We start from the raw sequence: 23,449 nt of genomic DNA, 5'->3' as shown, positions 1-23,449 counted from the left end.
GTATGCTAACCGTAAAGGGATTGCTCGCTTCTGTTCAGCTCCCGGTATTTTTTTTGGAGCAACAGCCCCCTTTCCAATATACTGGAAAAAAAGCAAAATAGAAAGGTTACTCAGTCATTTTATATCCCTGGCTTTGCAGAACCTCTGAAAATTCATTTGTTTTTATTGTTTTCTTAGGAAAAAAACAAGGGCTGTTGCCTGGCAACAACCCTTGTTTGCTCAAAAAAGGAACTTATTCAGCTTCAGAAGTTTCTTTTGCTTCTTCCGTTTCCTCTTCCGGTGCCTTCTTCGGAGCAGTCAGCTCAGCAAGGGATTTCTTTGCCTCTTCAGTGAAAGTATTATGTTCAAGTATGAAGTTCGCGGCTTTGTCGTTTTCAACTTCAAACTTGAGCTGCTGCTTCAGATAATCCAGCTGATTTTTCTGGTATTTGGAAGTATCAAGCTGTTCGTCGGCAATGACCTTGTTGATTTCCTCATCGGTAGCATCGAGCTTTTCGTTCTTTGCGATGGTTTCAAGTATGAGGGATGCCTTGAGATCCTTGATTGCCTGTGGACGGATTTCATCTGCAAATCCTTTCAGCTGTTCTTTTGTAAACATCTGGGAAATCTGCTGGGATGTAGCTCCCATCCGCTGGAAATAGGAATTCAATTGCTGTTCTACCTGTGCATTGATCATTGACTGGGGAAGGTCGATGGTATTTTCTTCGGTCATCTTGTCAAGTACAGCCTTGATCTTCTCATTCTTTACAATCTGTTCGATCTGTGTTTCAAGTTCACCCTTGATGCCTGCTCTCAGGTCAGCTACAGTCTTGTACTCTTCTTTGATATCCTGGGCAAATTCATCATCGACTTCAGGGATATCATTGTACTTCAGTTCCTTGAGCGTGACGGTCAGCTTCTTGGAAGTCCCGGCAAGGTCTTTGTCAGAGTAGTCTGCAGGGAAAGTCTTTTCGATTTCCTTGGTTTCTCCCATCTTCATGCCTGCCACGTCTTCCGTAAGTTCAAACGGTGCTGTGCCCTTGCCGATGGTAAAGGTATAGTCTTCACGTGCAGTTCCCTCGATCTTTTCACCCTTGTCGTCAATTTCGGCATAGTCGATGGTTGCGATGTCATCGGCCTTGGCTTCATCACCATTGCTTCTGGACATTATCATGGCATCCTTCTGCCTGTAATCTTCTACCTTGGCATCGATGTCAGCTTCACTGACTTCTGCGGTATCATAACCGTACTTGCCATCGGTATAACCCTTGATCTCCGGTTTCGGGGAGACGTCATACTTGACGGTAAAGGTCAGGTCAGAATTTGCCTTGAACGGCAGGAGCTTTTCTTCGTCAAGAAGTTCCGGTTGGCTGAACGGCAATGGTTTCTTTGTTTCGTCGAGTGCTTCAATTGCCTCTTTCATGCCGTTTTCAATTTCGTCGAAAGTTGCTTCATTACGTATTGACTCGCCATATTTCCGCTCAATGATGCTGTGTGGCACCTTGCCTTTCCTGAAACCGTTGATGGTCAGTTCTTTCGCATACTTGGTCAGCTTTGTCTGATAAGCCTGCTCTACGGAATCCGCTGTCAGCGTGATGGACAGCTCGACTGAGGAATTCTCTGTTTCCTTGATTTTTGTTTCAGCAATCATGCTATCTACTTCCTTTTCGGTCGTCGACCTGTAAGTATATATCTACATTCAAGCCGGGGGCTTGATAGTTTCAGAATGTCCGGACTTGAAAACGGGCAGTCAGCAGGCAACCTCTTTTCACAGGGGCAAACCCGGATGCCCATCATACTGAAAAGACAATGCAAAGTCAAATCGTTGCTGCGTTTCAATAAAACCAAGCTATCAATGCAGACTACGGGAAAAGATAGCAAATTGAGCAAGAACTTGCAACATGAAAGCAGCTGGTTTTCCATCAATGGTATGATTTTTGATTTTCCGGATGGGGATTTGTCGCATTACGATTACATATTCAATAAGTTTGCCAAGTTTACCAGCTCATCCTTGGTCTTTTCTTCAGTAGACAAGGTCCGATGGTCGGTATCACTCATGCAGACCGTGCCGAGGGAATCGACCCCCAAGGCCTTGAAGACATCGGCATATTGGATTTCGCATCCCTTGAACTGGTTCTCAAAGCTGGCAGCACCTCCCGCAAGCAGCAGTGCTCCTTTTTTCCTTTTCTCCCAAGGCTGCTTTTTCAGGCAGTTCTTTGCCCAGTAAGGCTGAAACCTGTCTATGATCAACTTCAGTGGAGCCGGAGCTGAAGAAAAATATACCGGAGCGGCTATGATGATACCCTGTGCACTTTCAACCAGACCATAGATATCCTGCATGCCGTCCTTGATGCAGCATGTGGGGTGGTTCCAGCAATATCTGCAGTCCCTGCAGGGAGAAATACCCTTTATCCGATAGGCATCGACGATTGTAACAGTACCTTCGAGCAATGGGACAAGATAGCTTACCATCTTGTGTGTTTCACCGTTTTTTCTTGCTGAACCGAAGAGTATCAACGTATCCATGGTTACTCCTTAGATAGAGTCAAGGAAACAGTAGGCCAAGGAAAAAGTCAAGGGCGAAACTGAAATTACTTTCTATGATAGCAAGTATTCAGGACGATATGGAAGGGTAGAAAAGGGTGGGTTGTCATTTCCATGGATTCCTGCAAGGACCATGCGTCTATAGTAACCATTCCTTTCCATAAGCTGGGTATGGTTTCCTGTTTCCATGATACAGCCATGTTTCATGACGATGATGACATCTGCATCCCGTATCGTGGAAAGCCTATGTGCAATGACCAATGTAGTTCTGTTTCGGGAAATGTTTTCTATGGCTTTTTGGATCAAAGCCTCAGTATGTGAATCAATGTTTGCAGTAGCCTCGTCAAGTACGATGATGGAAGGATCATGGGCGATTGCCCGTGCAAAGGAAAGCAACTGGCGTTGTCCTGCAGAAAAAGTGGAACCTTTTTCCATCACCGGTTCGTTGATTTTTCCCGGAAGTCCGTTGACGAAATCCTTAGCACCTAAAAACAACAGAGCATCCTCGATGGTAGAAACCGGGATTTTGTCATTCAAGGAAATGTTTTCTTCTATTGTTCCCGGAAAAAAGAAAAACATCCTGAAGTACGACTGCTATATTCTTTCTCAAACTGCCTTTCTGGATATTGTCGATGTTGATTCCGTCAATCAGAATTTCACCTTTCTGGATTTTATAGAAACCGTTGATGAGGTTGATGATTGTCGTTTTGCCAGCTCCTGTTTCTCCCGACAAAAGCTATTGTCTGACCTTTTTCGATGGAGAAGTTGATATCTTTGAGGACCCAATCTTTGTCATTGTAAGAGAAACCAGACATGCTTGAATTCAATGTTTCCACTCAGACGAGCTATGGGAGTACCCTTGGTAAGGTTTTCAAGGTTGTTTTTCTGATCCAGCAACTCAAAAATCCTGTCGGCGGAAACGAGAGCCGATTGAATGTTGGTATAATTGTCGGCAAGATCGGAAATAGGGGAGAGAAACTGTTTGATGTAAGAAGTAAAAGCATAAAGGATGCCGATCTGGAGTGTCTGGTTGGCTATTCTTCCCATTCCATACCAAATCAGAAGAGCAACTGCCAGATTTTCAAATACGATGGTTGCCGGCTTGAGAAAACTGTTCATCCAGACTTGATAGGAAGTTGACTTGTAATAGGCATCGTTCAATTTCACAAAGGCAGTTTTCTTTTCACGTTCTCCATGGAATATCTGTATGAGTTTCATACCTGCTATGTTTTCTGCCATGAGACCGTTGATTTTGCCGATGAGAGTTTTCATCTTTCTGAAATTCTGCTTTATTTTTTTCCTTAGCAGGAAGATGATCATGAACATTGCAGGGAGTACGGAAAGAGAGACAAGCGCAAGCCGCACATCCATGACCAGCATTGCTCCAACGATGCCTATGACCAGCAATATATCTTTGAAAAGACCTATCAACACGTCCGTATATAATTCGCTCAATGCTTCTACGTCATTGGTGGCCCTGGTGATAAGGTCACCGGAGGAGACCTTGTCCAGATAACGGAGTGGAAGAAGCTGGATTGTCTTGAAAACCTGATTGCGTAGGTTATGCATGATTTCCTGGCCAGCTCTATTGATCAGGTTTGTCTGGACAATGCTGAAGATGCCACTGCACGCAACTATGACAAAGTAAAGGATTCCCATTGCTGTCAGCGAATAAAATCCGCGTTGGACCACATGTTTCGTGAGAAAATCATCAATTACGATTTTCAAAATATAAGGTTTTGCAAGCAGTGCCCCATTTACCAAAAGTGCACAGATTGCTGCAGGAATGATCTTCTTCAGATGAGGACGGTTCAGTCTGAGAAGCCTTGAAAGTCCATGGACTTTATGAGAGGTAGGTTTCATTGCTGAACTGGTAGTCGTAGATTTCACGGTAAAGGCCTCCTTTTCCCAGCAATTGTTCATGGGTTCCTCTTTCGCAGATACGCCCCTTGTCAAAAACGATGATTTCGTCGGCTTCCATGATCGTGGAAATTCTGCTTGCAATGACAATCGTCGTCTTGCCTTTTCTTACTTCCTGAAGATTGTGGAGGATTTTGGTTTCCGTGACGGTATCTACTGCCGAGAGGGCATCATCAAGGATAAGTATCTCGGGATTACGTACCAGTGCCCTTGCAATTGAAATGCGTTGTTTCTGACCACCGGAGAGATTGACTCCGCGTTCTCCTACTTTTGTCTCAAACCCGTCGGGCATCATGATGATATCCTGATAGATGCAACTGTGCTTAGCGGCTTCTTCGATATCTGTATCACTATAAGTAGCCTCAAAGAAACTTATATTGTCAATGATAGATGCCTTGAATAAAAAATTGTCTTGAGGGACATATCCGAAACCACCTCGCAGTGTATTCAGCTTGAGCTCATTGATGTCTGTGTCTCCGATAAAAATCTTGTTGTCTTCTACATTGAATGTTTTCAATAGCAAATTGGCCAACGTGCTTTTCCCTGAACCCGTTTTCCCGATGATTCCCAATGTATGGCCTTCAGGAATCTCTATGTTTATATCATCCAAAGTCTTCTTTTGTGTCCCTGGATAGGTAAAGGAAAGATCTTGGATTTTTACTGAACCTGAAGACGGGAAAGTTTTGACCGTACCGTTGTCCTCGATCTGTGGCTTGATATCTAGTATTCCATTGAGCCTGTCAAGAGATGCAAAACCTCTTTGGAAAATGGTAATGACCTTGCCTATGGACAGCACCGGTGCCAGTATCATTGCAAGGTAACCATTGAAAGCAACGAAATCTCCCAAGGAAATCATACCTTTGAGGACCATGTTGCCTCCATAAATCAGATTCATCACGAAACTCATCGTAAAGCAAAGTTCAATCAGTGGAGAAAGGGACGCGGATACACGGACCATATCCATGTTTGCCTCTACCATCCGGTCATTCAGCTTGCTGAAGTTTTCCACCTCCTTGCTTTCTTGGACGTAGGACTTGATGACGCGGATACCGTTGATGTTTTCATTGACACGGTCTGAGATTGACGCAAAAGTTTCCTGGACTTTCTTGAATCTCCGTTTGACAGCTTTTCCGATGACATACATGATGTAGACGATCAGGGGCATGGGAAGAAGTGAGAGCAACGTAAGGCGCCAATCTATTGTGTTTGCCATGGAGTAGATTGACAATATGCATACGACTATGCCGTTGATTGACATGGATGCAGCGGGACCAAGGGTCCTGCGTACTGCGTTGATATCGTTGATTGCATAGGCAATCAGGTCACCTGTTTTTTCCTGGGTATAGAATTCGGGGGAAAGTTGCTGAAAATGCTCAAAGAGCTTTTCCCTGAGTTGGCACTCAAGTTTCCGTGCATTGCCAATGACAAGGTTTCTCCATAGGTAGGTAAAAGCGAAGGTGCCGATTGCAATCAGAAGGATATAATAAAGGTTTGTATAGACTACAGCAGGATTGAAGCCTTTTTCACCTAGGATATCAGCCGTGTTTCCTAAGACTTTTGGGAAAAGTGTCTGAACATAGGATGAAAACAGCATGAACACTATGCCGGCAATATAAGAAATCTTGTGTTCTTTGATAAAACGCAGCAAGATTCTTTCACCCGTTGGTGTTGCTTTGTTGCATGATTGTCTTGTCACTTCAGGGGCCGTACCGAATTCCGTTCGATGAATGAACTGTCAATCAGGATATGTTCTGCAGGCTTGTTCGGTTCGTCAAGTCTTTTCCTGAGGAGGGAAACCGATGTTTTGCAGGCAAAGTCAATATGCAGTCCCATTGTAGTAAGGGCCGGGATGCAGAACGATGACATCTCGGTATTCCCATAACCTACTACGGACACATCGTCCGGAATATGTATGTCCTGCTCGAAAAGATATTGGATTAGCCTGATGGCTGTGTAATCCCATTGACAAATAATAGCCGTGGGCCCTTTTCCTTTCTGGATGAGTTCAACCATCTGCTGCTCTGCAGTGTCTTTGCCATAGACAAAAAGCTCCTGGTCCACTGGAAGGCTATGCTCTTCCAGTGCTGTGACGATACCAAGAATCTTTTCTTTGCTAGCATAGCCGTTGGAGTTGCCTATATAACCTATCCGTCTATGCCCTTTGTCGAGCAGATACTTGCATTGAAGGTACCCGCTGTTGCTGAAGCTGTACCAGATGCTGTCACAGTCAGCAGAAGGGGCATAACCTGTATAGAGCACGCAATTCCGTAAACCTTGGGTGACCAGATTGATGTATGTATTGTTGAAATGGCCGATGAATATGAAACCGTCGTAACGGGAACCCCTTGTTATCTTTTGTGGGGGAGCCGATTTTGCTTGGGTTGCTTTATCTACAAATTCCATGTCGTATTCAAACCCAGCCATCTGCAATTCTTTTTCCATTCCTTGGATCATGGAACTGTAATTGCTGTTGTCTTGTACGAAGGGTTTTTGGTGAAGCAAGAGGATTTTATAGTCTTTTTGATTTCTTGATCTGCAGTAGCCCATTTCACTGGCTTTGAGCAGGACCTTTTTCTTCAGTTTGTCACTGACACCTTCCTGACCTGCAAGGGCTCTGCTGACGGAGATTGTAGATATACCAAGTGCCTGTGCGATATCAGCCATCTTTGTTTTCATTTGTCTTGCCTTTAAGTGAAGTGTATTGCATAACGTTAATATTGTCTAGAAAATATCGATAGATTTAATAAGATTATATACCAATAAATTATCGTTAATTAACGTTAATATTAACTTTAGTTATGAATTTCTCTAGTTTAGCAATGAACTTATTTTATTGATTTTTATTTTATCAGATTGCTTGGTAGAATTCTTATTTTCTTCTTTGAGCTTGAAAGAAGGTTTATGAGAACCTGTTGACTTGAATTTGGTATTGTTGGGTGTCCGAACTTACGGGTTGCATTGTTCTCTGCTTTGGCAGATACTTCTTTCCATGAACAATGTACAAGAAAAATATGCGGACCTTGTGCTGACCAGGGGGCTGGCCTTGAAAAGGGGTCAATCGCTTTTCATTACGTGTGCTCCGCAAGACTATGACTTTGCGAGGTTGGTTGCCTCCAGGGCCTACGCGAAGGGAGCTCTTCAAGTTGATTTTTCCATCAGGGATGACCAGTTGCTTCGGGTGCGGATGGACATCCAGAGTGAAAAAGAGTTTGCAAAGATTCCGGATTATCTTGAGGCAAGATATGCTGACCTCGATAAAAATGACTGGGCCATTCTGAGTATAGATACAGTCAATCATTTTATGGAAGGATGTGAGGTATCCAAAAGCGTGGCAAGACAGAAAGCTATCAGAGCCGTTTCCAAGGAATGGCATGACAACCTTGACTATGACAGACATGCATGGTGTATCATCTGTGTTCCAAGTCCGTCCTGGGCTGAGGAAGTCCTCGGCAAGGGCGCGACTGAAGAAGAACTTTGGCAATTGCTGATGCCGATTCTTAGGCTAGATACAGATGACCCCTGTGCGGCATGGGATAAGGAAACCGTAATCTTTGATAAAAGGTGTGCTTATCTGAATTCGCTGGGTATGGACCATCTGCACTATACAAGCAGTACTTGCGACCTGACTGTAGGTCTACATACTGATGCCATGTGGATGGGAGGACCTGGGATGCTTCCTGACGGACGTCGGTTCTATCCGAATTTCCCTACGGCTGAGGTGTTCTGTACGCCCGACAAGACCCGATGCAACGGCTATGTCACGTCCACGAAGCCTGTTCCCGTATACGGTATAATGACTGAAAACGTCAGGTTTACATTCAAGGATGGCAAAGTCGTGACTTTCTCTGCTAAAAAGGGTGCAGAGGCCATTGAAAGACTTTTGTCTGTCGATGAAGGATCTTCCCGAATAGGTGAAATTGCCCTTGTCGATGAAGACAGTCCCATCGCCAAGGCAAAAAGGCTTTTTTCTTCAATTCTCTATGATGAAAATGCTTCTTGCCATATGGCTATCGGTACAGGCTTCCCTTGCTTCAGGAATCTTGGAGATGCGGATTTTGCTACGAAGAATGGCAATAAGTCTTCCGTACATGTCGACTTTATGGTCGGTTCCCAGGATCTGGATATTGAGGCTGTGACGGCTACGGGAAAACATGTCATGATTATGGAAAAAGGGCACTTCATACAACAAATCTAAGTTGTGTTGTTCCTGCTTTTATGCTCAGTTCCATGCTTGTTTGTCCAGTGAGGCAAACAGCGGGAAACTGGGTTGTTTTTTTTTGAATCAGGCAGTGTCTTTGCTACTGGAATTGTTTTGTCATTGTCGCTAGAATGCGCGACATGGCTACACTTTGCGCGATGTATTTTTTTGTCCAGGCATCTTCGAGCATCATCCAGCCGTATCTGCAGATCATGCTCAGGAATTCTGGATTTATCTATGCACAGATTGGTGTTTTGCTTGCCCTTTTTGAGTGTGCCGGCATCATCGGTCCCATTGTGACAGGCTCCTTGGTTGACAAGACAGGGCGGCTTAAGATTGTCATGCTTTTATGCACGGTCATAATGGTCGTTGCTTTCTTTGCCATTGATTATCTGCCGGGAACTTTCATCATATTGCTGGCTATCGGCGTGGGTGGCTTTACTTATAAATCCTTGCTTTCCCTCTTGGATGTCTCGACGATGCGGCAGGTTGAAGGCGATACATACAGATATAGTCGTGTCAGGATCTATGGTACGGTCGGCTATATCCTTTTTGGCCTTTTGTGGACGGCTCTGAAACGTCCGTATGTAGATGACAACCATGATATCTTTATGTTCATCTTTATCGGGGCGATACTCTTCTTTGTTCCTTTGCTTATTGCAAAAAGGGATGAGATTCGTCCGAAGCAAAAGAAGATGAAAGGCGTACCGAATCCGAGAAAGAAATGGTGCAACAGTGTATTTTATTTCGGTTTGGTGATCATGGCATTGTCTCGGCTGGGGTTGTCTGCAAGCGGTTATCTTTCCTTGTATATGGTTGATAAGCTCCAGAATGATCAGATTACGCTGATGAACAGCCTTGCTGCGACGACTGAAATCTTCGGTATGGTACTTTCTGGTTATCTTATGTCGAAAAAGGATGTGGCTCCGGTCACCATGCTGATGATCAGTGCTCTTGCTACTGTCGTCAGATTGTTGCTCTATGCCTTGGTTCCTTCGATGACAGGAGTTATCTTGGGACAATGTACCCAATGCCTGAGCTATGGATTCTATATGCCGGCGACAATCATGTTTGTTGCAAAGTGGGTCAGCAAATCCCATCAGGCAGCAGGTGTATCCCTGTGCCAATCCTTCGGGTCAGGACTTCCGACCATGATCGGTGACATGGTAGGCGGAATAGTCATTCAGCATTTCGGTTACAGGACATTCTTCTTGCTTTTCTGTATTCCCGCTGCCATTGCCGCCTTGTTGGTAATCATCTTTTTCAAGCGTTTCCAGCAGCCTCGGTTTGAGGAAACTTAGAAGGCCCGATTGCTGAAATGGTGGGGGATTGGATTGTGATTGGCTGAAAACCGTGTCCTGCATATATTGTTTTGATAAAATCAAATACTATTATGATATGATATATTAAGTATAAATATGTATTAAGATATAGTTATATATAAAATATTATATCTGATTTATCTTCTGAGTATTATTGTAAGGCTTTCTTATTGCTTTCTTTACTCGCAGAATCGTGCAATGATAGAGAGGAAAACTACAATGTCCATGTGCATACTTGTATGTGTTCAGGAGGGTGGTGACCATGAAGGCATGGATTGTAAGGTTAAATGAGGCCGTCGATTATATTGAATCGCATCTGGATGGCGAAATATCCTATGATAAGGCTGCGAACATTGCCGGCTGTTCCACTTATCATTTTCTTCGTATGTTTGCCTATATTGCAGATGTATCCCTTTCCGAGTACATACGCAGACGGCGGCTTACGAAAGCTGCCTTCGATTTGAAAGAAGGCGGAAAGGTGATAGATGTTGCCTTGCGATATGGATATGAATCACCGACAGCGTTCAACCGGGCATTCCGTAGCATACATGGCATCGCTCCTTCTGCATCAAAACATGAGAGTGCGTTATTGAAGGCGTATCTCCCGATCAAATTTACCATGAACATACAAGGAGCACATGAGATGGATTATCGTATTGAAACAAGACCGGCATTTGAAATTGTGGGCATTTCTTTTACAGGAAAGAAAAGTTCCGATGAATTCTATGCCTGTATCCCAGGATTTTGGGATACGATTGAGGAAAATGGTGTATTGAAGAAATTGATAGGACTTATCCATGAGGATCCGACAGGCTTACTGGGTATTTGCAGGGAAACGGCCGAAGGTTCTGCGGAGTATGATATTGCAGTGGCCTGCAGTGGACCAGTTCCGCAAGGATTGGCGAAAATGTCAGTACCTTCCCAGACTTGGGCAATTTTCCCTGGAAGCGGTCCAATGCCTCAGACAATCCATGAGGCTTACAAACGTATAATGGGAGAATGGCTTCCCCTGTCAGGTTATGAGTTTGCTGATTCCCTCGATATTGAACGTTATACGGCATGGGGTGAGAAGACAAATGCATTTGAGATCTTGGTACCGGTACAGAAGAAAAATAAGACTGTATTCTGATTTATTTCAAAGAAAATTTTATTGGATATACCAAGGTAACAGGAACGGTCTTGCCGTCGATCAAGGCTGGCTGGCCCTTGAAGCCTAGGAAAGCTTTTCGTGCTGCTTCGGCAAGTCCGAATCCAGGGTCTTGTACTGTAGACACTTTCTCTACAAGTCCCGAATCGGAGACATAGAGCCGAAGCAGTACTGTTCCTTCTTTTCCTCTTCTTTTTGCCAATGCTGGATAGGAAATTCGTCTTGCTAGTTCCTGACGGTCAAATGTAGGTCCGGTATCGACTGCAGACAGTTCGTTGTAACCGTTTATCATTGTCTGTTTTTCTTGTTTGCTTTCTACTGAAGCAGCTTGGGTTGTAATTGCAGATACTGCTGGAGTAGTAGGTAGAGGTGGTTGCTTGTCTTTTTCTTCAGTGCTGCTGTTTACTGATGTCTTTTCTTTTTTATCTTGATTTTTGATGTCATTGGTTTCAATTTGTTTATTCTGTTGCTGTTCCGCAGGCTGTTGCTTTGAGGGTTGCTCTTCTGCAGGTTGCTGTTCTTCTGCAGGTTGCTCTTCTGCAGGTTGCTCTTCTGCAGGTTGTTCTTCTGCAGGTTGTTCTTCTGTAGGCTGCTCTTCTGTAGGCTGCTCTTCTGTAGGCTGCTCTTCTGTAGGCTGCTCTTCTGTAGGCTGCTCTTCTGTAGGCTGCTCTTCTGTAGGCTGCTCTTCTGTAGGCTGCTCTTCTGTAGGCTGCTCTTCTGTAGGCTGCTCTTCTGTAGGTTGTTCCTCTGTAGGTTGTTCCTCTGTAGGTTGTTCCTCTGTAGGTTGTTCTTCTGTGGGTTGTTCTTCTGTGGGTTGTTCTGCAGATGAGGCATTGCTTGCTACGCTGTTTGTCAGACTTATGGTAGCACCGGTTGAGGGAGCAACTGCTATCTCATGGACCGGTAATGGAATGAACAAGACAAGGATAAGTGTCACCGTAACGGCACAGGCAAGGATAATCGTATGCAGAGGTTTCATTTTTCCTCCTCAACTATGCAATGCAAGTGTTTCGTACCATTTTGTTGGAGTTTCTTGATGACTGGTGCAATAGCTGAGAAAGGAGTATCTCGGTCTGCGACAACAGATACTTCTTCAGCAGTGCTAGGAAGCTGGCCTCTTGTAATCTGTATATTGTCCTGATAAATGTCTCCGCCTTTCCCGATGACGATGACAGGCCCTTTTTGTTCTGTAGCTGTGGTTTCTGTTGCCGTTGCTTCTTTTAAAGAAATAGGAAGCAATGTAGTAGTGATGGAAATGATTAAGAAGAATAGCAATAAAATGAAGGCTATGTCTGTCATGGCTGCTTGCGGGGTATGTCGTTTCCTTCTCATGGAAGTTCCTCCAATGAAACTCCTTTTGTTTTTTCTGCAATAGAAAGTATGTCAACGACTTTTTGCCAAGTAGTCTCTGGCTCAATGAAAATATGGAGGGTGTCCTGAGGAGTTAGTTCTGATTCTAGTTGAGCCTCCGTAATCTGACCTTCACCGGTAGACAAGGTACCGTCTGCATGCAAGGTAAGCTCAACTTGTCTGGTCTGGGCTGTCGTAGACATACCTGTCTTCAAGTCGATGCTTCTACTTATATTTGAACCTGCAAGCAGAAGGAAGAAGATGATAAGCAGGAATGCGATATCGGTTGGCTGGACTAAGTCGTGTCTTCGTCTTCGCATAGTTTGTCCACAGCCATATCCAGAAAGAATCCTGAAACTGTTGCAATAATCGAGATGATCAGGCCGAAAGCAGTAGTAAAAAGAGCTTCGTACAAACCTGAGGCAACTATCTGCAGGTTGACGCTTGAAGCTTCCGATACTGCCCGGAATGCGTTGATCATTCCTGTGACGGTGCCGAGGAATCCAAGGACAGGACTTACCATTGCGATCATATCAAGGACGGAAAGAGGGGCTTCCAGTTTTTTTCTTGGCAATTGTTCCTTTCGTCTTGCAAGCAAAGTAAAGGAGATTGCTCTTTCTACTACAATGATGACAGTCAGAATAAAAAAGGCATAGAGCGGCCACATGACCGCTCCTCCTTTCTGAAGTAATGCAAACAGTGTTGTGTGCTTCATCTCTAATATTTCCAATTACCGCCGACACGGATCTTTGTTCCTGGCATCGGATAGCCACTTGACAGCTGATATGAAGCGTTCAAGAGGTTGTCCACAGCTACATAGGTCTTGAGATCATCGGTAAGCTGTACGTTGATGCTGAGGTTCATCAGGAAAACTGAATCAATGGTTGATCCATAGTATCCTGTGGTTTTCCCTAAATATTCACCGTCAATGGATGCAGTATACTTGTCTTTTGTATACTGCAAGGAAGCCTTTGCGGTATGTTTCCTGATGCCAGATACTTCAACATCATCCGATAATGTCTGCCCATCAGACAGGTCAAAGCTCTTGTTATACTGATAGCTGAGATTAAGTTCCAATCTATCTATGATAGCAATTTTAACAGATTGCTCGGTACCGAAGTACATGCTGTGGTCAATGTTGTCAGGTGAGTAATAAGAAGATGAGGAATTATAACTCCAGTTGATTGCATCGTACATATTCCTGGCAAATCCTGTTCCTTCATAGGAAATTGTCCCATTTTTCCATGAGAGTCCGGCTTCTCCGCTTATTCCTTTTTCAGGGATTAAGTCTGTGTTGCCTTTCATACCATCGCTGTCTGGCCAGTACAGATCGCTGAACGTAGGAGGATTCTCTGCATAATCAACCGTGGCTTTCAATGCTGTTTCATCCGACAGATTATAGATGATGCCAAGGGAAGCATTCGGTGCCACTTCACTAAGGTCACTGAGATAGGTGACATTGAGACACGGATGGACGGATACGGTACCATCCATCAGATAGATGCTGCCATCTGCATAGAGAGAAGGAGCTATCCTGGTGTGGGTACCGACCTCAGTACTGTCTATATAGTCAATGGAAGCAGAGATTCCTGAAGTAAGTGCATAATCTTCACCTAAGTTCCAAGTCTGTTCTGATTGGAGTGTTCCTTTGCTGTAGTTATGTGTACTGTCCTTGGTTATGTAGGTGGTTCCGTCCCATGATTTTGTATTGTGATAAAAAAGACTATTGTAGGTGAAATCAAAATTGCCAGTAAGCTTTGTCAATGGCCCTTGGTTAAAATCTTTCCTTATTGTATTGGCCGTTGACAGCAACAATGTATGTTGATAATTGTCTGGTGTTAAAGATGTGAGAGGACCTGGTACTCCCAAATTCTGGTAGGATGCCATGTTATTGGAAGATATTTCAAGTCCTTCTGCGACAGTTCCGCTGAGGTTGAGGCCTCCATGGAGGTTGTACATGCCTGCGTTGTCCCGGAGATAGGTCGTGCCGCTGTTTTCATAGGTATAGTCATTCTGGGCAATGATACCGCCTGCATTTGCCGCAATGTTCAGTCCATTGATGGAGTTGACATAGGAAAGGTCAAGCTTCTGGCTGTCTACCAAAGCTCTCCATGCATGCTTGCCTCCATCATAGGAAAGAGGAAGATATGATCCGTTTTCAAGTGAAACTGTAAGTGGCTTTTCTGTCTTTGTACCTTTCTTCGTGATGATATTGACCATGCCACCGATGGCATTGGTCCTTTCCTAGGTTACCGGTACCGCTTTTGATGATTTCAATGTGATCGATGATGCTCACCGGAATGGAAGAAAGATCTACTGTTCTCTGGTAGGCAGTAGATAGAGGGGGCTCCGTCAAGGTATACAGAAACCTTTGATGATCCGATGCCCCTGATCTGTACGTTCTGCAAGGATCCCAAGGCTCCATAGGAATTGAATGTCGTTCCTATTGCCTTGTTGACCAATTCTGCAGTTGTTCTCTGCATTGTAGCTTTCAATTTGCTTCCTGGTAATGACGGTTACCGTTGAAGCACTGTTTTTTTCTGCCTGCGAAAGTGCCTTGTCGCTGACGACAAGCTCATAGGCAGTTCCGATATCTGTGTAGTCCTGTGCGGCTGCCACAGATGGTATGGCAACCAAGACCAACAGAGCCAACGAGAAGATTCCACGCTTCTGCATATGCGGCCTCCGATGGATAAGCTGATACTTCAGAGACAGTCATGAGATTGCTTTATACCTCTGGAGTATTGATGGAATTGAAAGCGTCTCCTGACTTACGACTTATGCCTACTTACAGACCTTCTCATCCTAATCGGACAATGGTGTTTCTGCTTTCGTCATCGCTTACAGTGGCGGGACCGTCGGGGATTTTCACTCCGTTCCGTTTTTTCAAAATCCATTGTTACAATGTTAGAATGGGGAAAGAACTTGGTCAAGTGAAAGTAGAATAATTTTACAAGTATCGACTTGTTAGGCAAGTATTTATATTGCTTGTTTTGTTAGTTTCTAAGGTTTCTGACGTAAGACAGAAGATATTTGTTGTCGTAGGTATGTCTTTTACCATTACCTAAGCCAGCATCATGTGATCCTTGTACATGATAATTACGAAAAAATTCTACGGACTTAAATTATTTTACGACATTATTCGATTTCTGACAAAGGGAACTTACTATTTGCTTGTATTTCCCTCTACAGAACTTGTAACGGTAAATTAAAATCTGTACCGTACTGACTTATGCTTGCGTAGTATCCTTATTTTCATTTACTTGAAACTGTTGCAAACCTTGTGGCATTGGAAAAACAAGATTTGAGGATATTTGCAAGGACCTGATCTTTTATATCAATGTTTTAGGGGGGCAATGGAAAAGGGAAAAAGCAAACAGTTCTTTATACTTGTATTTTTTTGTATGTCTACATGCATATGGCTATTGACCGGTTGCTCATCGGATCAGGAAGTGAAAAGTGATCCTGTATGTCTTGGCATAACACAAGCTTCTGCAGATTATATGACTTCTCAGACCTTCTATTGGAAGGAGGGTACGTTTGCAAGTCTGGATGCTGATGATTCAACAACTACTGATATTGCAATTGATGGTACTGATATCTATATAGCCGGTGATATCGCTGACGCTGCTGATAATTCTATTTCTCATGCCTGTATATGGAAGAATGGTAAGGAAAAAAGTTTGGACACTAGCACTGATGACTCCGGGGCAAATGCAATCTTGCTGAATGGTGGGCATGTCCATGCTGTGGGATATAAGAAAGAAGGACGTAATGACAAAGCTTGCTATTGGTATGATGGTACACCGGATATCCTCCAGAAGGATTATTCCTATGCGTCTTATGCAAGCAATATTGCCATAAAGAATTCCTCATATATGTGGGAGGTTGCCAGTGTGTATACAATGATGAGAACAGTAGGTTTTATGAGGCCTGCTATTGGGAAAATAATGGCATAGCCCAATATCTGTCTTCTGTTGATTCTTCAGCAAAGGATATTGCGATTGCTGATTCAGGGGATATATACATAATTGGAAATATCGATTTAGGTGAAGATGAAACTCAAGCCTGTGTATGGAAAAAAAGAACCAAAATAGATTTGTGTGATACCTCTTGTGATTCTGAGGCGGATGCAATTGCAATAACAGCTGATGGGGATGTGTATATAGCCGGCGTACAGCAGATCAGTACTACTGGTTTTGAGGCCTGTTATTGGAAGAACGGTAGCAAGACACCGACGATTGTTGACAGTAATTCTTCTTATATTTCTCAAACTTCTGGAATTGTTGCCATTTGATACGTGGCTTATACAGTACGATTTGCGTCGCAATAACAACAAGAAAGAAAGTATTTTTATTGATTTTATGACAGTTGGTCAACTTGCAAGCAAAGGGGGTCAACTTCATATTGTCTGAACCAAATAAAATCAATCTGATTTTTTAAGAAACATTCAAAAAGGGAAATAGCAATGAAAGACAGTAGGAAAAAGACGTGGATGAGAGGAACGATGCTGGTTGCCGTGCTCGCATGTGTATTGCTGGGTATTGGGTGTTCAACGGAACCCGAAAAGGCAACGAAGTCGGTATGTGTGGCTGGATATCAGGACAATGGAACAATTGAACAAACCTGTTACTGGGTGAACGGGAAAACGACACCGACGATTGTCGGAGATGGCTCCATTGATTCAAAGGTGACTGCTATTGTCGTACGGTAAGACTTGAAAGAAAGCATTGCCTGCAAATGACCATATAGTCAACGGTAGCAATGAGACAATAACCGTAACATTCGATGGCACTGACTTATCCGTGAGCGGAAGCAATGCGCAAGAACGTGAGTTAGTTTAATTTGGACTATCAAAAGGATCCGGCAAAAAGTCCGGATCCCTTTTTTCTTGGCTTTAGCCTGTAGTGGCCGTGTAACGGGCGCTACAGAAAACCACCCGCTATGCGGGTGGAAGGCAAGGGCGTTGCACGCTTGAAAAGAAAACTCCGCACGGTCTGAGATTTCGTCGTTCACTCGAAAGCAAAGACCATACGGAGGAAATGATGGCAGAAAGAAGCGACAGCCTTGCGCATACCAAGTGGCTGTGCAGGTACCATATAGTATTTGCACCCAAGTATAGGCGAAAGGTAATCTACAATCAATATCGGAGGAGCCTGGGGGAGATACTCAGGCAGCTGTGTGACCACAAGGGCGTGGAGATCCTTGAGGGGCACCTGATGTTCGACCGGCATGCGAACCTGAAGTACAAGTTCGGGAACCGGCACTTCTGGGTGACAGGCTACCAGGTGGGCACGGTGGGGCTGAACGGGGCGAAGGTAAGGAAGTACATCCGCGAGCAGGAGCTGAAGGACATAGCCCAGGACCGGCTGAGCGTGAAGGAGTACGAGGATCCGTTGGGTAAGAATAAGTAAGCCGCTTGGAGCGGCAGCGCGCGGTAGGGGCACCGGGGGCGATGAGCGGAGTGAATGCCCGGCGTCTTGAGGCGCGAGTCGGAGGAAGAGGCTTATAGCCTCAGATCAAACCACCCCTTCTAGGGGTGGTGCTGATTTGTCTACGATTAGGGTATGCAATGGCTGTGAAGTTTGCACTGTTAGGATATCTAATTGTTATTGCAAGTTTCCAGAACTAATAGCCAGACAAAGCGTATCTTTATTGGTGGCTATACTTCCTGTACAAATAACAAATAAGTGACAAGGACTGTGGAAATTTATATTTCTTTCCGCTCATTTTCTTCTTGCATATTTTTCATTTTTTTTCAGTGCAATACAGCATTTCTTTCTGATGTAGATAATAACCAAGGGTAATTCTTTGATATAGAAGAGAAAATGCGTCTTTTGCATTGAGTGCTTAGTTCATCGTAATTCCAGTCAGTACCGAATAGTGTTTTCTCGTTGCAGTCCGATTGATTTGAATTGATACTGTCAATGTTCATTTTGAAGTTTCCAATGATAAAAAACAACTGATCGCTTAACCTGCAATCAGTTGTCTAAGAGCGAAAGACGGGACTTGAACCCGCGACATCCACCTTGGCAAGGTGGAGCTCTACCACTGAGCTACTTTCGCAATATTATCAGCTGCACAACTCCGCCTCTAAGTTCCAATGTCCTTATGCGAGAGAGGGGACTTGAACCCCTACACCTTGCGGCACCAGAACCTAAATCTGGCGTGTCTGCCAATTTCACCACTCTCGCGGTGCGCTGATGGGAATGAGCTGCAAAGGGATCGAACCTTTGACCCACAGATTAAGAGTCTGTTGCTCTACCAGCTGAGCTAGCAGCCCAATTTGTAAAAAAACATCGCGCCCAGAAGGATTCGAACCTTCGACCTACGGATTCGAAGTCCGGCGCTCTATCCAACTGAGCTACGGACGCTCGTAAAAAGCAAGGGTGGAAGAAGGGGCTCGAACCCTCAACAACCAGATCCACAATCTGGCGCTCTACCATTGAACTACTTCCACCATTATAAAGCCTTCAGTAGTCAATCTAGGACCCCATCGCGGCTCGACGTGGCATACAATGCCACAAATGCTATATTTTTGTCAATACTTCTCTATCAAAATTTCGGACAATTCCTTGTATACGTAACTAATTTTTTCTGCACTCTGCATATAGTATTAATATGAGTAGGAAAACTGACTTACTTGCAGGCTACTGGTCCATATGTAATCCTTGTACTGTCATAGAATTTCATGTGGTTTCCAATGTAGATAATATTACTTTGAAAATAGATCTTTCAAGAACTAAAAAAGAAAAGTATACCCACATTTTCTTTTTATTCTGTTTGAGCCATAAAGGAGAATATGGACAAGGGCTATTGTAGCAAACCTAGAGCTGTTGGACTGACAGATGTAGGGGATTGAAAAGAGTTGTCCGTAGATTCCATATAGTCTGGTCCTTTTATTGGTCCAGCCGTTTTCCTTTGTGGTATTTTCAACTTTCTTGTACTGAATGTAAACATGGAAACTGTTGGTATAATAGACGCATATTGGTATTTTTTACCATTAATTGATCCTTGTGTAGGTAGGATTACCATGAGGCATCAATTTAAAAAAAATCCATTCAAATAAAACATTGATTTGTAGAGGTTTTTGCAAAACTCGAAGCTGATGGGTCAGTGTGCATAAATATGCAGTTTCCTCAGCAGGATTCCCGGCCTGTGCCCGGAAGGGAAAGGAGAGGGAGAAACTGAGGGAAAGGCTGCACCGGCATGCCATGGTGCCGGGAGGACAGCCCCGCCCCGTACGGCAAAGGACAGGTACACCGACATCTTTTTTTTTGGGAAAAACAATTCTTTTTAGGGTATGAAAAAAGGCTCGCTTTTGATATACTTTGATTGTAAAAGAGAACAAAAGGAGCCTTTACCATGGACAGTACACCGAATCGCCTTTCACTGCAACCCCTCCTCTTCGACCGGCAGGACCTGTGCGGCTGCTTCTTCCTTGAGCCCACCCCGAAGGAGGTGGAGTTCCTGCGCTACTGGCAGGCACTGGTTGCCCTGGTCCCCACGCGGCTTTCCCGGCCTGCGGGAGGGCGTACCGGGCGCAGGGGCTACAGCCTGACGGACATACTGGCGGTGCGTGCGGTGCTGCTCTTCTTCCGCCTGGACACCGTCACGGCGGCGGTTGCCCTGCTGCAGTCGAGCCCGAACCTGAGGACGGTGACACAGCTGGGGCGGGTACCCAGCCCGTCGTCGGTGAGCAGGCGGACGGCACGGCTGCTGGAGGAGATGGACTTCCGGGGGATCCATGACCGGCTGTGCAGGCAGTTCTATGCAGGCAGGACGGTGTGCCACCTGAGCCTTGACAGCACGCCCGTGGATGCACGGGAGAGGCCTGCGGTGAGGACGAAGCGGCAGAAGGGCCGGAGGGGCCGCCCGAAGGCCGGCAGCGCAGGGGAGAAGGCGGTGCAGGAAAGGAAGGGGCAGGAGGCACGCCTGGTGCAGCTGCGCGACAGCGGGGACCCCCATGCCTACCTGGCCACGCTGGAACAGCGGTGCACGGTCACGGGGAAGCGGAACAGCAGGGGGCACATGCAGTGGCGCGTGGGCTACAAGGTGCACCTGGCAGTGGACGACAGCGGCATCCCGGTGGCCAGTGCGGTGACGGGGGCGTGCGTGCATGACACGCAGCCGGCGATCCCCCTGCTGCGCATCGCCGCAGGGCGGTGCACCTGGCTGTATGCCCTCATGGACGGCGGCTACAGCAGCGGGGCGGTCAGGGACAGGGTGCTTGCCATGGGCAGGGTGCCGCTCATCGACTTCAAGGCCGACCGCAACGGGGCCAAGGAGGAGATGGACCCTGCGGGACGCGCCAGGTACCGGGCACGGACCACGGTGGAGCGCACCAACAGCGAGCTGAAGGAGTGCTTCCTGCCGAAGGCGCTGTACGGCCGGGGGCCGAGGGCACGTTTCGACCTGCGGCTTGCGGTGCTGCTGCTGACCGTCAAGCGGATGGGCAAGGTGCTGGAAGCACGGCAGCAGGCGGCAAGGAAGAAGAGCGCATAGCAGGAAGGAACGGAAATGATGGCAGAGTGCAGGCACCCGGGAGGGCGTCCGTCCTGTGTGTGCGCGCAGGCCTGCGGCAGGCCATGAAGGCTACGTGATGCGGCCGGTTCCCATCCCCTGCAGCTGTCAGGCATGGCTTCTGCATGGATATGCATCATCCGTGAATATTTATTCAGGCACCCGTGAGTTTTGCAAAAACCTCTGTATAATATTTATATATAAGTAATTGATAGCTATGTATTATTTTTTTCATGCTCTTTATGCAACGATTTATAGTAGTTGGCATAAGTCATGCATGAAATAGAGCATAACAATTTAGCTTGCAATCGTTGCAGGCAAACAACTGTAGAGCTAAGGAGAAAGAGGTTACTGGCGGACACCTGTTTTTATGCATAGATTTTGTATTTCTGCTTAATTTGCTGTAATAAAACAACATAAATATTAAGTGATACTTATTCTATATTGGATGTAAGGGTGACATATATATTTCTATTTATCTCAGATGAGAAATATTATAAATTGCATCGTTATTTAAAATTTTTTTGCATTTATTTGCCATGATACCTATTGCAAAGAAAACAATAAATATGTAATAGTAACAGATATTTTTAGTAATTATTCTTAATTATATCTATTATAAATAAGAACTATTTTTGTAGAAGATATCGGGAGATAATCAAGTGGAGAATTCGAATTATCTATTCCTTAAAGTGGTGGCTGCTCACAAGTTGTGGCTTGGTCTGATACGTGAATCCCTCAGACAATACGGAATCAGTTTGAATGAATGTCAGCTGATTCTTTATTTGAATTGTGCAGATGCTATTCCAACTGCAGCAGCATTTGCTTCCCGTAGTGGAATGGCAAGATCGAATGTATCCAAGTTGGTTGATGGGCTTAGAAAGAAAGGTTTCCTAGGAGTCGAAACTTCCGAGATAGACAGACGGTACCAGAAAATATTTCTGTTGCCGCTCAGTCAGTCAATAGTCGAGATGATAGAAGAAAACCTTCATAAGATGACAGATTCGCTGATGTCTGGTTTTTCTGATGAAGAAAGACAAATTTCGAGGACCTTGTTAGCCAAGGTGGATATGAATTTGACAAAGTTCAGTGAAGAAGGAGCTATAGTAAATGAGTAAGAAGATATTGGCTCTGCTTGCAGCAGTATCCATACTGATGCCGACGCTTGCAGCACAGAAACTTACGGTGGACCAAGCTGTGGAAAATGCCTTGACACATAGCCTGACCATTCAGACAGATCAGCTTTCTGTGGAAGCCGCAAAAATAGCGCAGGATGATGGGGTTACCAACACGTTCTATCCGACACTGCAGGCGACGACTACTATAGGAAGGAGTAATTCTGGGACAAAAGCATTGAGTGGGATGCATTATATTGATCCATCTGATTCTTCTTCTGGGATGGCAGCAGATTATGCAACATATGGTCCTTATGTTTTTTTTAGTTCCGGCCTCAGTTTTAGTCTTTCACTACATCCCTCGATGTGGGAATCACTGAAACTGCTTAAGTATCAGATTGATACCAAGCAGATCAGCCTGCAGGCTGCAAAGAAGAGCCTTGCCTTGCAGATCAGGCAACTGTACTTCGGCATCGTCGTGCAGGAAGAGGCCTTGAAACTCCAGCAGCAGAGCCTTGCACAGGCAAAGGAAACACTTGCCAACATGCAGAAATCCTATGAAGCCGGATTGGTACCGGAAATCAATCTCTATCAGCTGAAGAATCAGATTGCCTCAAGCAACAGTTCGATCAACAGCAGTGAAGCCAACATTGCAAGCCAGAAACAGACACTGAATTTCCTCATGGGAACGGAGGACATTGATGCTCCGATTGAGTTTGTCGACGGACTTCCCGCTGTCACCGGCCATGAGCTTGATACCTTCAAGGTGGAAGAAGCCCTTGCCGCAGATACTGACCTGCAGAACCTGAACATAAATGAGCAGATGCTTGACAGCCAGGAATCAATGACGAAGTCCAGTATCTACTGTCCTTCTGTTACACTTTCTGCTTCGTATCAGCCTTTGGTATATGATGTGACCACTGATTGGTCGACCAGTACGAACCATACAGACCAAGGTTCTATTTCTGCTACTTTGGCCTTCAATGTTACCAATATGCTTCCTGGAAGCAGTTCAAGGACCAAACTCAAGACGATTGCCAATTCAAGGCAGAACCTTGAAGTCGGCAAAGATCAACTGGTACAGAACATACGGCTGACGTTCAGCAAGAACCTTGCTGATGCAAAGACGGCATTGGAACAGATGGATTTGGCAAAGACAAATATAGCACTGGCTCAGAAGACCCTTGATCTGACCAAGCAATCCTATGAGAACGGACTGACTGACTATGCCTCGTATCGGGATGCCCAGCTTAGCCATGACCAGGCAAAACTCAATCTCCTGCAGGCACAGTATACATATTTTTCTTCGGTACTGAAGTTGCAGTCCGAAGCCTCTGCCGCATATTGAACG

22 protein-coding genes, 5 tRNA genes, 1 pseudogene and 1 riboswitch are annotated in these 23,449 nt (G+C 45.0%); of the genes and pseudogenes, 10 read left to right on the top strand and 18 right to left on the bottom strand.

What is annotated here, in order from left to right:
* Positions 1 to 232 precede the first annotated feature (232 nt).
* The 6 genes and pseudogenes from tig to LKE40_03875 all read right to left on the bottom strand — a co-directional run bounded on the left by tig (position 233) and on the right by LKE40_03875 (position 7,119).
* Positions 233 to 1,630, bottom strand: a complete 1,398-nt coding sequence (tig, locus tag LKE40_03900; protein MCH3916604.1) for a trigger factor — start codon at positions 1,628 to 1,630, stop codon at positions 233 to 235.
* Between the two features lie 320 nt (positions 1,631 to 1,950).
* Positions 1,951 to 2,505 (bottom strand): flavodoxin family protein, encoded by a 555-nt coding sequence (locus tag LKE40_03895; protein ID MCH3916603.1) that lies wholly within the window; start codon positions 2,503 to 2,505, stop codon positions 1,951 to 1,953.
* A gap of 72 nt (positions 2,506 to 2,577) precedes the next feature.
* A pseudogene (locus LKE40_03890) lies at positions 2,578 to 3,256 on the bottom strand (ATP-binding cassette domain-containing protein).
* Positions 3,257 to 3,315: 59 nt separating this feature from the next.
* Complete coding sequence (locus LKE40_03885; GenBank protein ID MCH3916602.1) at positions 3,316 to 4,413, bottom strand: ABC transporter ATP-binding protein; 1,098 nt, start codon at positions 4,411 to 4,413, stop codon at positions 3,316 to 3,318.
* The gene (locus LKE40_03880; protein MCH3916601.1) at positions 4,367 to 6,037 is read right to left on the bottom strand and encodes an ABC transporter ATP-binding protein/permease; all 1,671 of its coding nucleotides are present in this window, start codon (positions 6,035 to 6,037) and stop codon (positions 4,367 to 4,369) included. The genes LKE40_03885 and LKE40_03880 overlap by 47 nt, the downstream gene beginning before the upstream one ends.
* A gap of 98 nt (positions 6,038 to 6,135) precedes the next feature.
* A complete protein-coding gene (locus tag LKE40_03875) occupies positions 6,136 to 7,119 on the bottom strand; it encodes a LacI family transcriptional regulator (protein MCH3916600.1) in 984 nt (327 codons plus the stop codon).
* Between the two features lie 313 nt (positions 7,120 to 7,432).
* Here LKE40_03875 and LKE40_03870 point away from each other — a divergent pair, with 313 nt between their 5' ends.
* From LKE40_03870 to LKE40_03860, 3 genes are all read left to right on the top strand, one after another.
* Entirely contained in the window at positions 7,433 to 8,638 is a 1,206-nt protein-coding gene (locus LKE40_03870) for an aminopeptidase (GenBank protein ID MCH3916599.1), read from the top strand.
* 143 nt (positions 8,639 to 8,781) lie between these two features.
* Entirely contained in the window at positions 8,782 to 9,942 is a 1,161-nt protein-coding gene (locus LKE40_03865) for an MFS transporter (GenBank protein ID MCH3916598.1), read from the top strand.
* A gap of 283 nt (positions 9,943 to 10,225) precedes the next feature.
* On the top strand, positions 10,226 to 11,092 hold the full coding sequence (locus LKE40_03860) for an AraC family transcriptional regulator (GenBank protein MCH3916597.1): 867 nt from the start codon (positions 10,226 to 10,228) through the stop codon (positions 11,090 to 11,092).
* A 1-nt stretch (position 11,093) separates the two neighbouring features.
* Here the strand turns inward: LKE40_03860 and LKE40_03855 are convergent, their stop codons facing one another.
* From LKE40_03855 to LKE40_03830, 6 genes are read right to left on the bottom strand one after another with little or no spacing between them, the layout of a single operon-like run.
* Complete coding sequence (locus tag LKE40_03855; protein MCH3916596.1) at positions 11,094 to 12,089, bottom strand: TonB family protein; 996 nt, start codon at positions 12,087 to 12,089, stop codon at positions 11,094 to 11,096.
* Positions 12,086 to 12,442 carry a biopolymer transporter ExbD gene (locus LKE40_03850; GenBank protein ID MCH3916595.1) on the bottom strand — a complete coding sequence of 119 codons (357 nt, stop codon included), beginning with the start codon at positions 12,440 to 12,442 and terminating at the stop codon, positions 12,086 to 12,088. The genes LKE40_03855 and LKE40_03850 overlap by 4 nt, the downstream gene beginning before the upstream one ends.
* Positions 12,439 to 12,780: a biopolymer transporter ExbD gene (locus tag LKE40_03845; protein MCH3916594.1), complete on the bottom strand. Its 342-nt coding sequence runs from the start codon at positions 12,778 to 12,780 to the stop codon at positions 12,439 to 12,441. Before LKE40_03845 ends, LKE40_03850 begins: the two co-directional genes overlap by 4 nt.
* Positions 12,756 to 13,175, bottom strand: coding sequence for a MotA/TolQ/ExbB proton channel family protein (locus LKE40_03840; GenBank protein ID MCH3916593.1), 420 nt, complete (start codon positions 13,173 to 13,175; stop codon positions 12,756 to 12,758). The genes LKE40_03845 and LKE40_03840 overlap by 25 nt, the downstream gene beginning before the upstream one ends.
* A 2-nt stretch (positions 13,176 to 13,177) precedes the next feature.
* Complete coding sequence (locus LKE40_03835) at positions 13,178 to 14,680, bottom strand: TonB-dependent receptor (protein ID MCH3916592.1); 1,503 nt, start codon at positions 14,678 to 14,680, stop codon at positions 13,178 to 13,180.
* Between the two features lie 53 nt (positions 14,681 to 14,733).
* Positions 14,734 to 14,943: a Plug domain-containing protein gene (locus LKE40_03830; GenBank protein ID MCH3916591.1), complete on the bottom strand. Its 210-nt coding sequence runs from the start codon at positions 14,941 to 14,943 to the stop codon at positions 14,734 to 14,736.
* Between the two features lie 255 nt (positions 14,944 to 15,198).
* Positions 15,199 to 15,380: riboswitch (cobalamin riboswitch) on the bottom strand.
* A 532-nt stretch (positions 15,381 to 15,912) separates the two neighbouring features.
* On the opposite strand from LKE40_03830, the gene LKE40_03825 reads away from it, so the two are divergent.
* The 4 genes from LKE40_03825 to tnpA all read left to right on the top strand — a co-directional run bounded on the left by LKE40_03825 (position 15,913) and on the right by tnpA (position 17,874).
* The gene (locus LKE40_03825; protein MCH3916590.1) at positions 15,913 to 16,419 is read left to right on the top strand and encodes a hypothetical protein; all 507 of its coding nucleotides are present in this window, start codon (positions 15,913 to 15,915) and stop codon (positions 16,417 to 16,419) included.
* Positions 16,420 to 16,559: 140 nt separating this feature from the next.
* The gene (locus LKE40_03820) at positions 16,560 to 16,757 is read left to right on the top strand and encodes a hypothetical protein (protein ID MCH3916589.1); all 198 of its coding nucleotides are present in this window, start codon (positions 16,560 to 16,562) and stop codon (positions 16,755 to 16,757) included.
* A 171-nt stretch (positions 16,758 to 16,928) separates the two neighbouring features.
* Entirely contained in the window at positions 16,929 to 17,174 is a 246-nt protein-coding gene (locus LKE40_03815) for a hypothetical protein (protein ID MCH3916588.1), read from the top strand.
* A gap of 331 nt (positions 17,175 to 17,505) precedes the next feature.
* Complete coding sequence (tnpA, locus tag LKE40_03810) at positions 17,506 to 17,874, top strand: IS200/IS605 family transposase (GenBank protein MCH3916587.1); 369 nt, start codon at positions 17,506 to 17,508, stop codon at positions 17,872 to 17,874.
* Positions 17,875 to 18,454: 580 nt separating this feature from the next.
* Here the strand turns inward: tnpA and LKE40_03805 are convergent.
* The 6 genes from LKE40_03805 to LKE40_03780 form a co-directional block, all read right to left on the bottom strand.
* Positions 18,455 to 18,526: transfer RNA gene (locus LKE40_03805), tRNA-Gly, on the bottom strand.
* Between the two features lie 46 nt (positions 18,527 to 18,572).
* Positions 18,573 to 18,654: transfer RNA gene (locus LKE40_03800), tRNA-Leu, on the bottom strand.
* A gap of 16 nt (positions 18,655 to 18,670) precedes the next feature.
* A tRNA-Lys gene (locus tag LKE40_03795) sits at positions 18,671 to 18,743 on the bottom strand.
* A 17-nt stretch (positions 18,744 to 18,760) separates the two neighbouring features.
* A tRNA-Arg gene (locus LKE40_03790) sits at positions 18,761 to 18,834 on the bottom strand.
* Between the two features lie 14 nt (positions 18,835 to 18,848).
* Positions 18,849 to 18,920 (bottom strand) — tRNA-His (locus tag LKE40_03785).
* A 653-nt stretch (positions 18,921 to 19,573) separates the two neighbouring features.
* Positions 19,574 to 19,729 carry a hypothetical protein gene (locus LKE40_03780; GenBank protein MCH3916586.1) on the bottom strand — a complete coding sequence of 52 codons (156 nt, stop codon included), beginning with the start codon at positions 19,727 to 19,729 and terminating at the stop codon, positions 19,574 to 19,576.
* Between the two features lie 96 nt (positions 19,730 to 19,825).
* Here LKE40_03780 and LKE40_03775 point away from each other — a divergent pair, with 96 nt between their 5' ends.
* The 3 genes from LKE40_03775 to LKE40_03765 all read left to right on the top strand — a co-directional run bounded on the left by LKE40_03775 (position 19,826) and on the right by LKE40_03765 (position 23,446).
* Positions 19,826 to 20,965 (top strand): transposase, encoded by a 1,140-nt coding sequence (locus LKE40_03775; protein MCH3916585.1) that lies wholly within the window; start codon positions 19,826 to 19,828, stop codon positions 20,963 to 20,965.
* Positions 20,966 to 21,645: 680 nt separating this feature from the next.
* Positions 21,646 to 22,101, top strand: coding sequence for a hypothetical protein (locus LKE40_03770; protein ID MCH3916584.1), 456 nt, complete (start codon positions 21,646 to 21,648; stop codon positions 22,099 to 22,101).
* Positions 22,094 to 23,446 carry a TolC family protein gene (locus LKE40_03765; protein ID MCH3916583.1) on the top strand — a complete coding sequence of 451 codons (1,353 nt, stop codon included), beginning with the start codon at positions 22,094 to 22,096 and terminating at the stop codon, positions 23,444 to 23,446. The genes LKE40_03770 and LKE40_03765 overlap by 8 nt, the downstream gene beginning before the upstream one ends.
* Positions 23,447 to 23,449: the final 3 nt, after the last annotated feature.

It is taken from the genome of Spirochaetia bacterium, assembly GCA_022482625.1.
Taxonomy (GTDB): Bacteria; Spirochaetota; Spirochaetia; order Sphaerochaetales; family Sphaerochaetaceae; genus Pleomorphochaeta.
The sequence above is the reverse complement of the archived record's forward strand: the minus strand, read 5'-3'. Positions and strand labels throughout refer to the sequence as shown.

Coding starts and splice junctions, on each gene's coding strand:
- tig (MCH3916604.1), bottom strand. CDS start 1,630: ATGATTGCTGAAACAAAAATCAAGGAAACAGAGAATTCCTCAGTCGAG.
- LKE40_03895 (MCH3916603.1), bottom strand. CDS start 2,505: ATGGATACGTTGATACTCTTCGGTTCAGCAAGAAAAAACGGTGAAACA.
- LKE40_03880 (MCH3916601.1), bottom strand. CDS start 6,037: ATGCTGTTTTCATCCTATGTTCAGACACTTTTCCCAAAAGTCTTAGGA.
- LKE40_03875 (MCH3916600.1), bottom strand. CDS start 7,119: ATGAAAACAAAGATGGCTGATATCGCACAGGCACTTGGTATATCTACA.
- LKE40_03870 (MCH3916599.1), top strand. CDS start 7,433: ATGAACAATGTACAAGAAAAATATGCGGACCTTGTGCTGACCAGGGGG.
- LKE40_03865 (MCH3916598.1), top strand. CDS start 8,782: ATGGCTACACTTTGCGCGATGTATTTTTTTGTCCAGGCATCTTCGAGC.
- LKE40_03860 (MCH3916597.1), top strand. CDS start 10,226: ATGAAGGCATGGATTGTAAGGTTAAATGAGGCCGTCGATTATATTGAA.
- LKE40_03855 (MCH3916596.1), bottom strand. CDS start 12,089: ATGAAACCTCTGCATACGATTATCCTTGCCTGTGCCGTTACGGTGACA.
- LKE40_03850 (MCH3916595.1), bottom strand. CDS start 12,442: ATGAGAAGGAAACGACATACCCCGCAAGCAGCCATGACAGACATAGCC.
- LKE40_03845 (MCH3916594.1), bottom strand. CDS start 12,780: ATGCGAAGACGAAGACACGACTTAGTCCAGCCAACCGATATCGCATTC.
- LKE40_03840 (MCH3916593.1), bottom strand. CDS start 13,175: ATGAAGCACACAACACTGTTTGCATTACTTCAGAAAGGAGGAGCGGTC.
- LKE40_03835 (MCH3916592.1), bottom strand. CDS start 14,680: ATGGTCAATATCATCACGAAGAAAGGTACAAAGACAGAAAAGCCACTT.
- LKE40_03830 (MCH3916591.1), bottom strand. CDS start 14,943: ATGCAGAGAACAACTGCAGAATTGGTCAACAAGGCAATAGGAACGACA.
- LKE40_03815 (MCH3916588.1), top strand. CDS start 16,929: ATGAAAGACAGTAGGAAAAAGACGTGGATGAGAGGAACGATGCTGGTT.
- tnpA (MCH3916587.1), top strand. CDS start 17,506: ATGGCAGAAAGAAGCGACAGCCTTGCGCATACCAAGTGGCTGTGCAGG.
- LKE40_03780 (MCH3916586.1), bottom strand. CDS start 19,729: ATGTCGGTGTACCTGTCCTTTGCCGTACGGGGCGGGGCTGTCCTCCCG.
- LKE40_03775 (MCH3916585.1), top strand. CDS start 19,826: ATGGACAGTACACCGAATCGCCTTTCACTGCAACCCCTCCTCTTCGAC.
- LKE40_03765 (MCH3916583.1), top strand. CDS start 22,094: ATGAGTAAGAAGATATTGGCTCTGCTTGCAGCAGTATCCATACTGATG.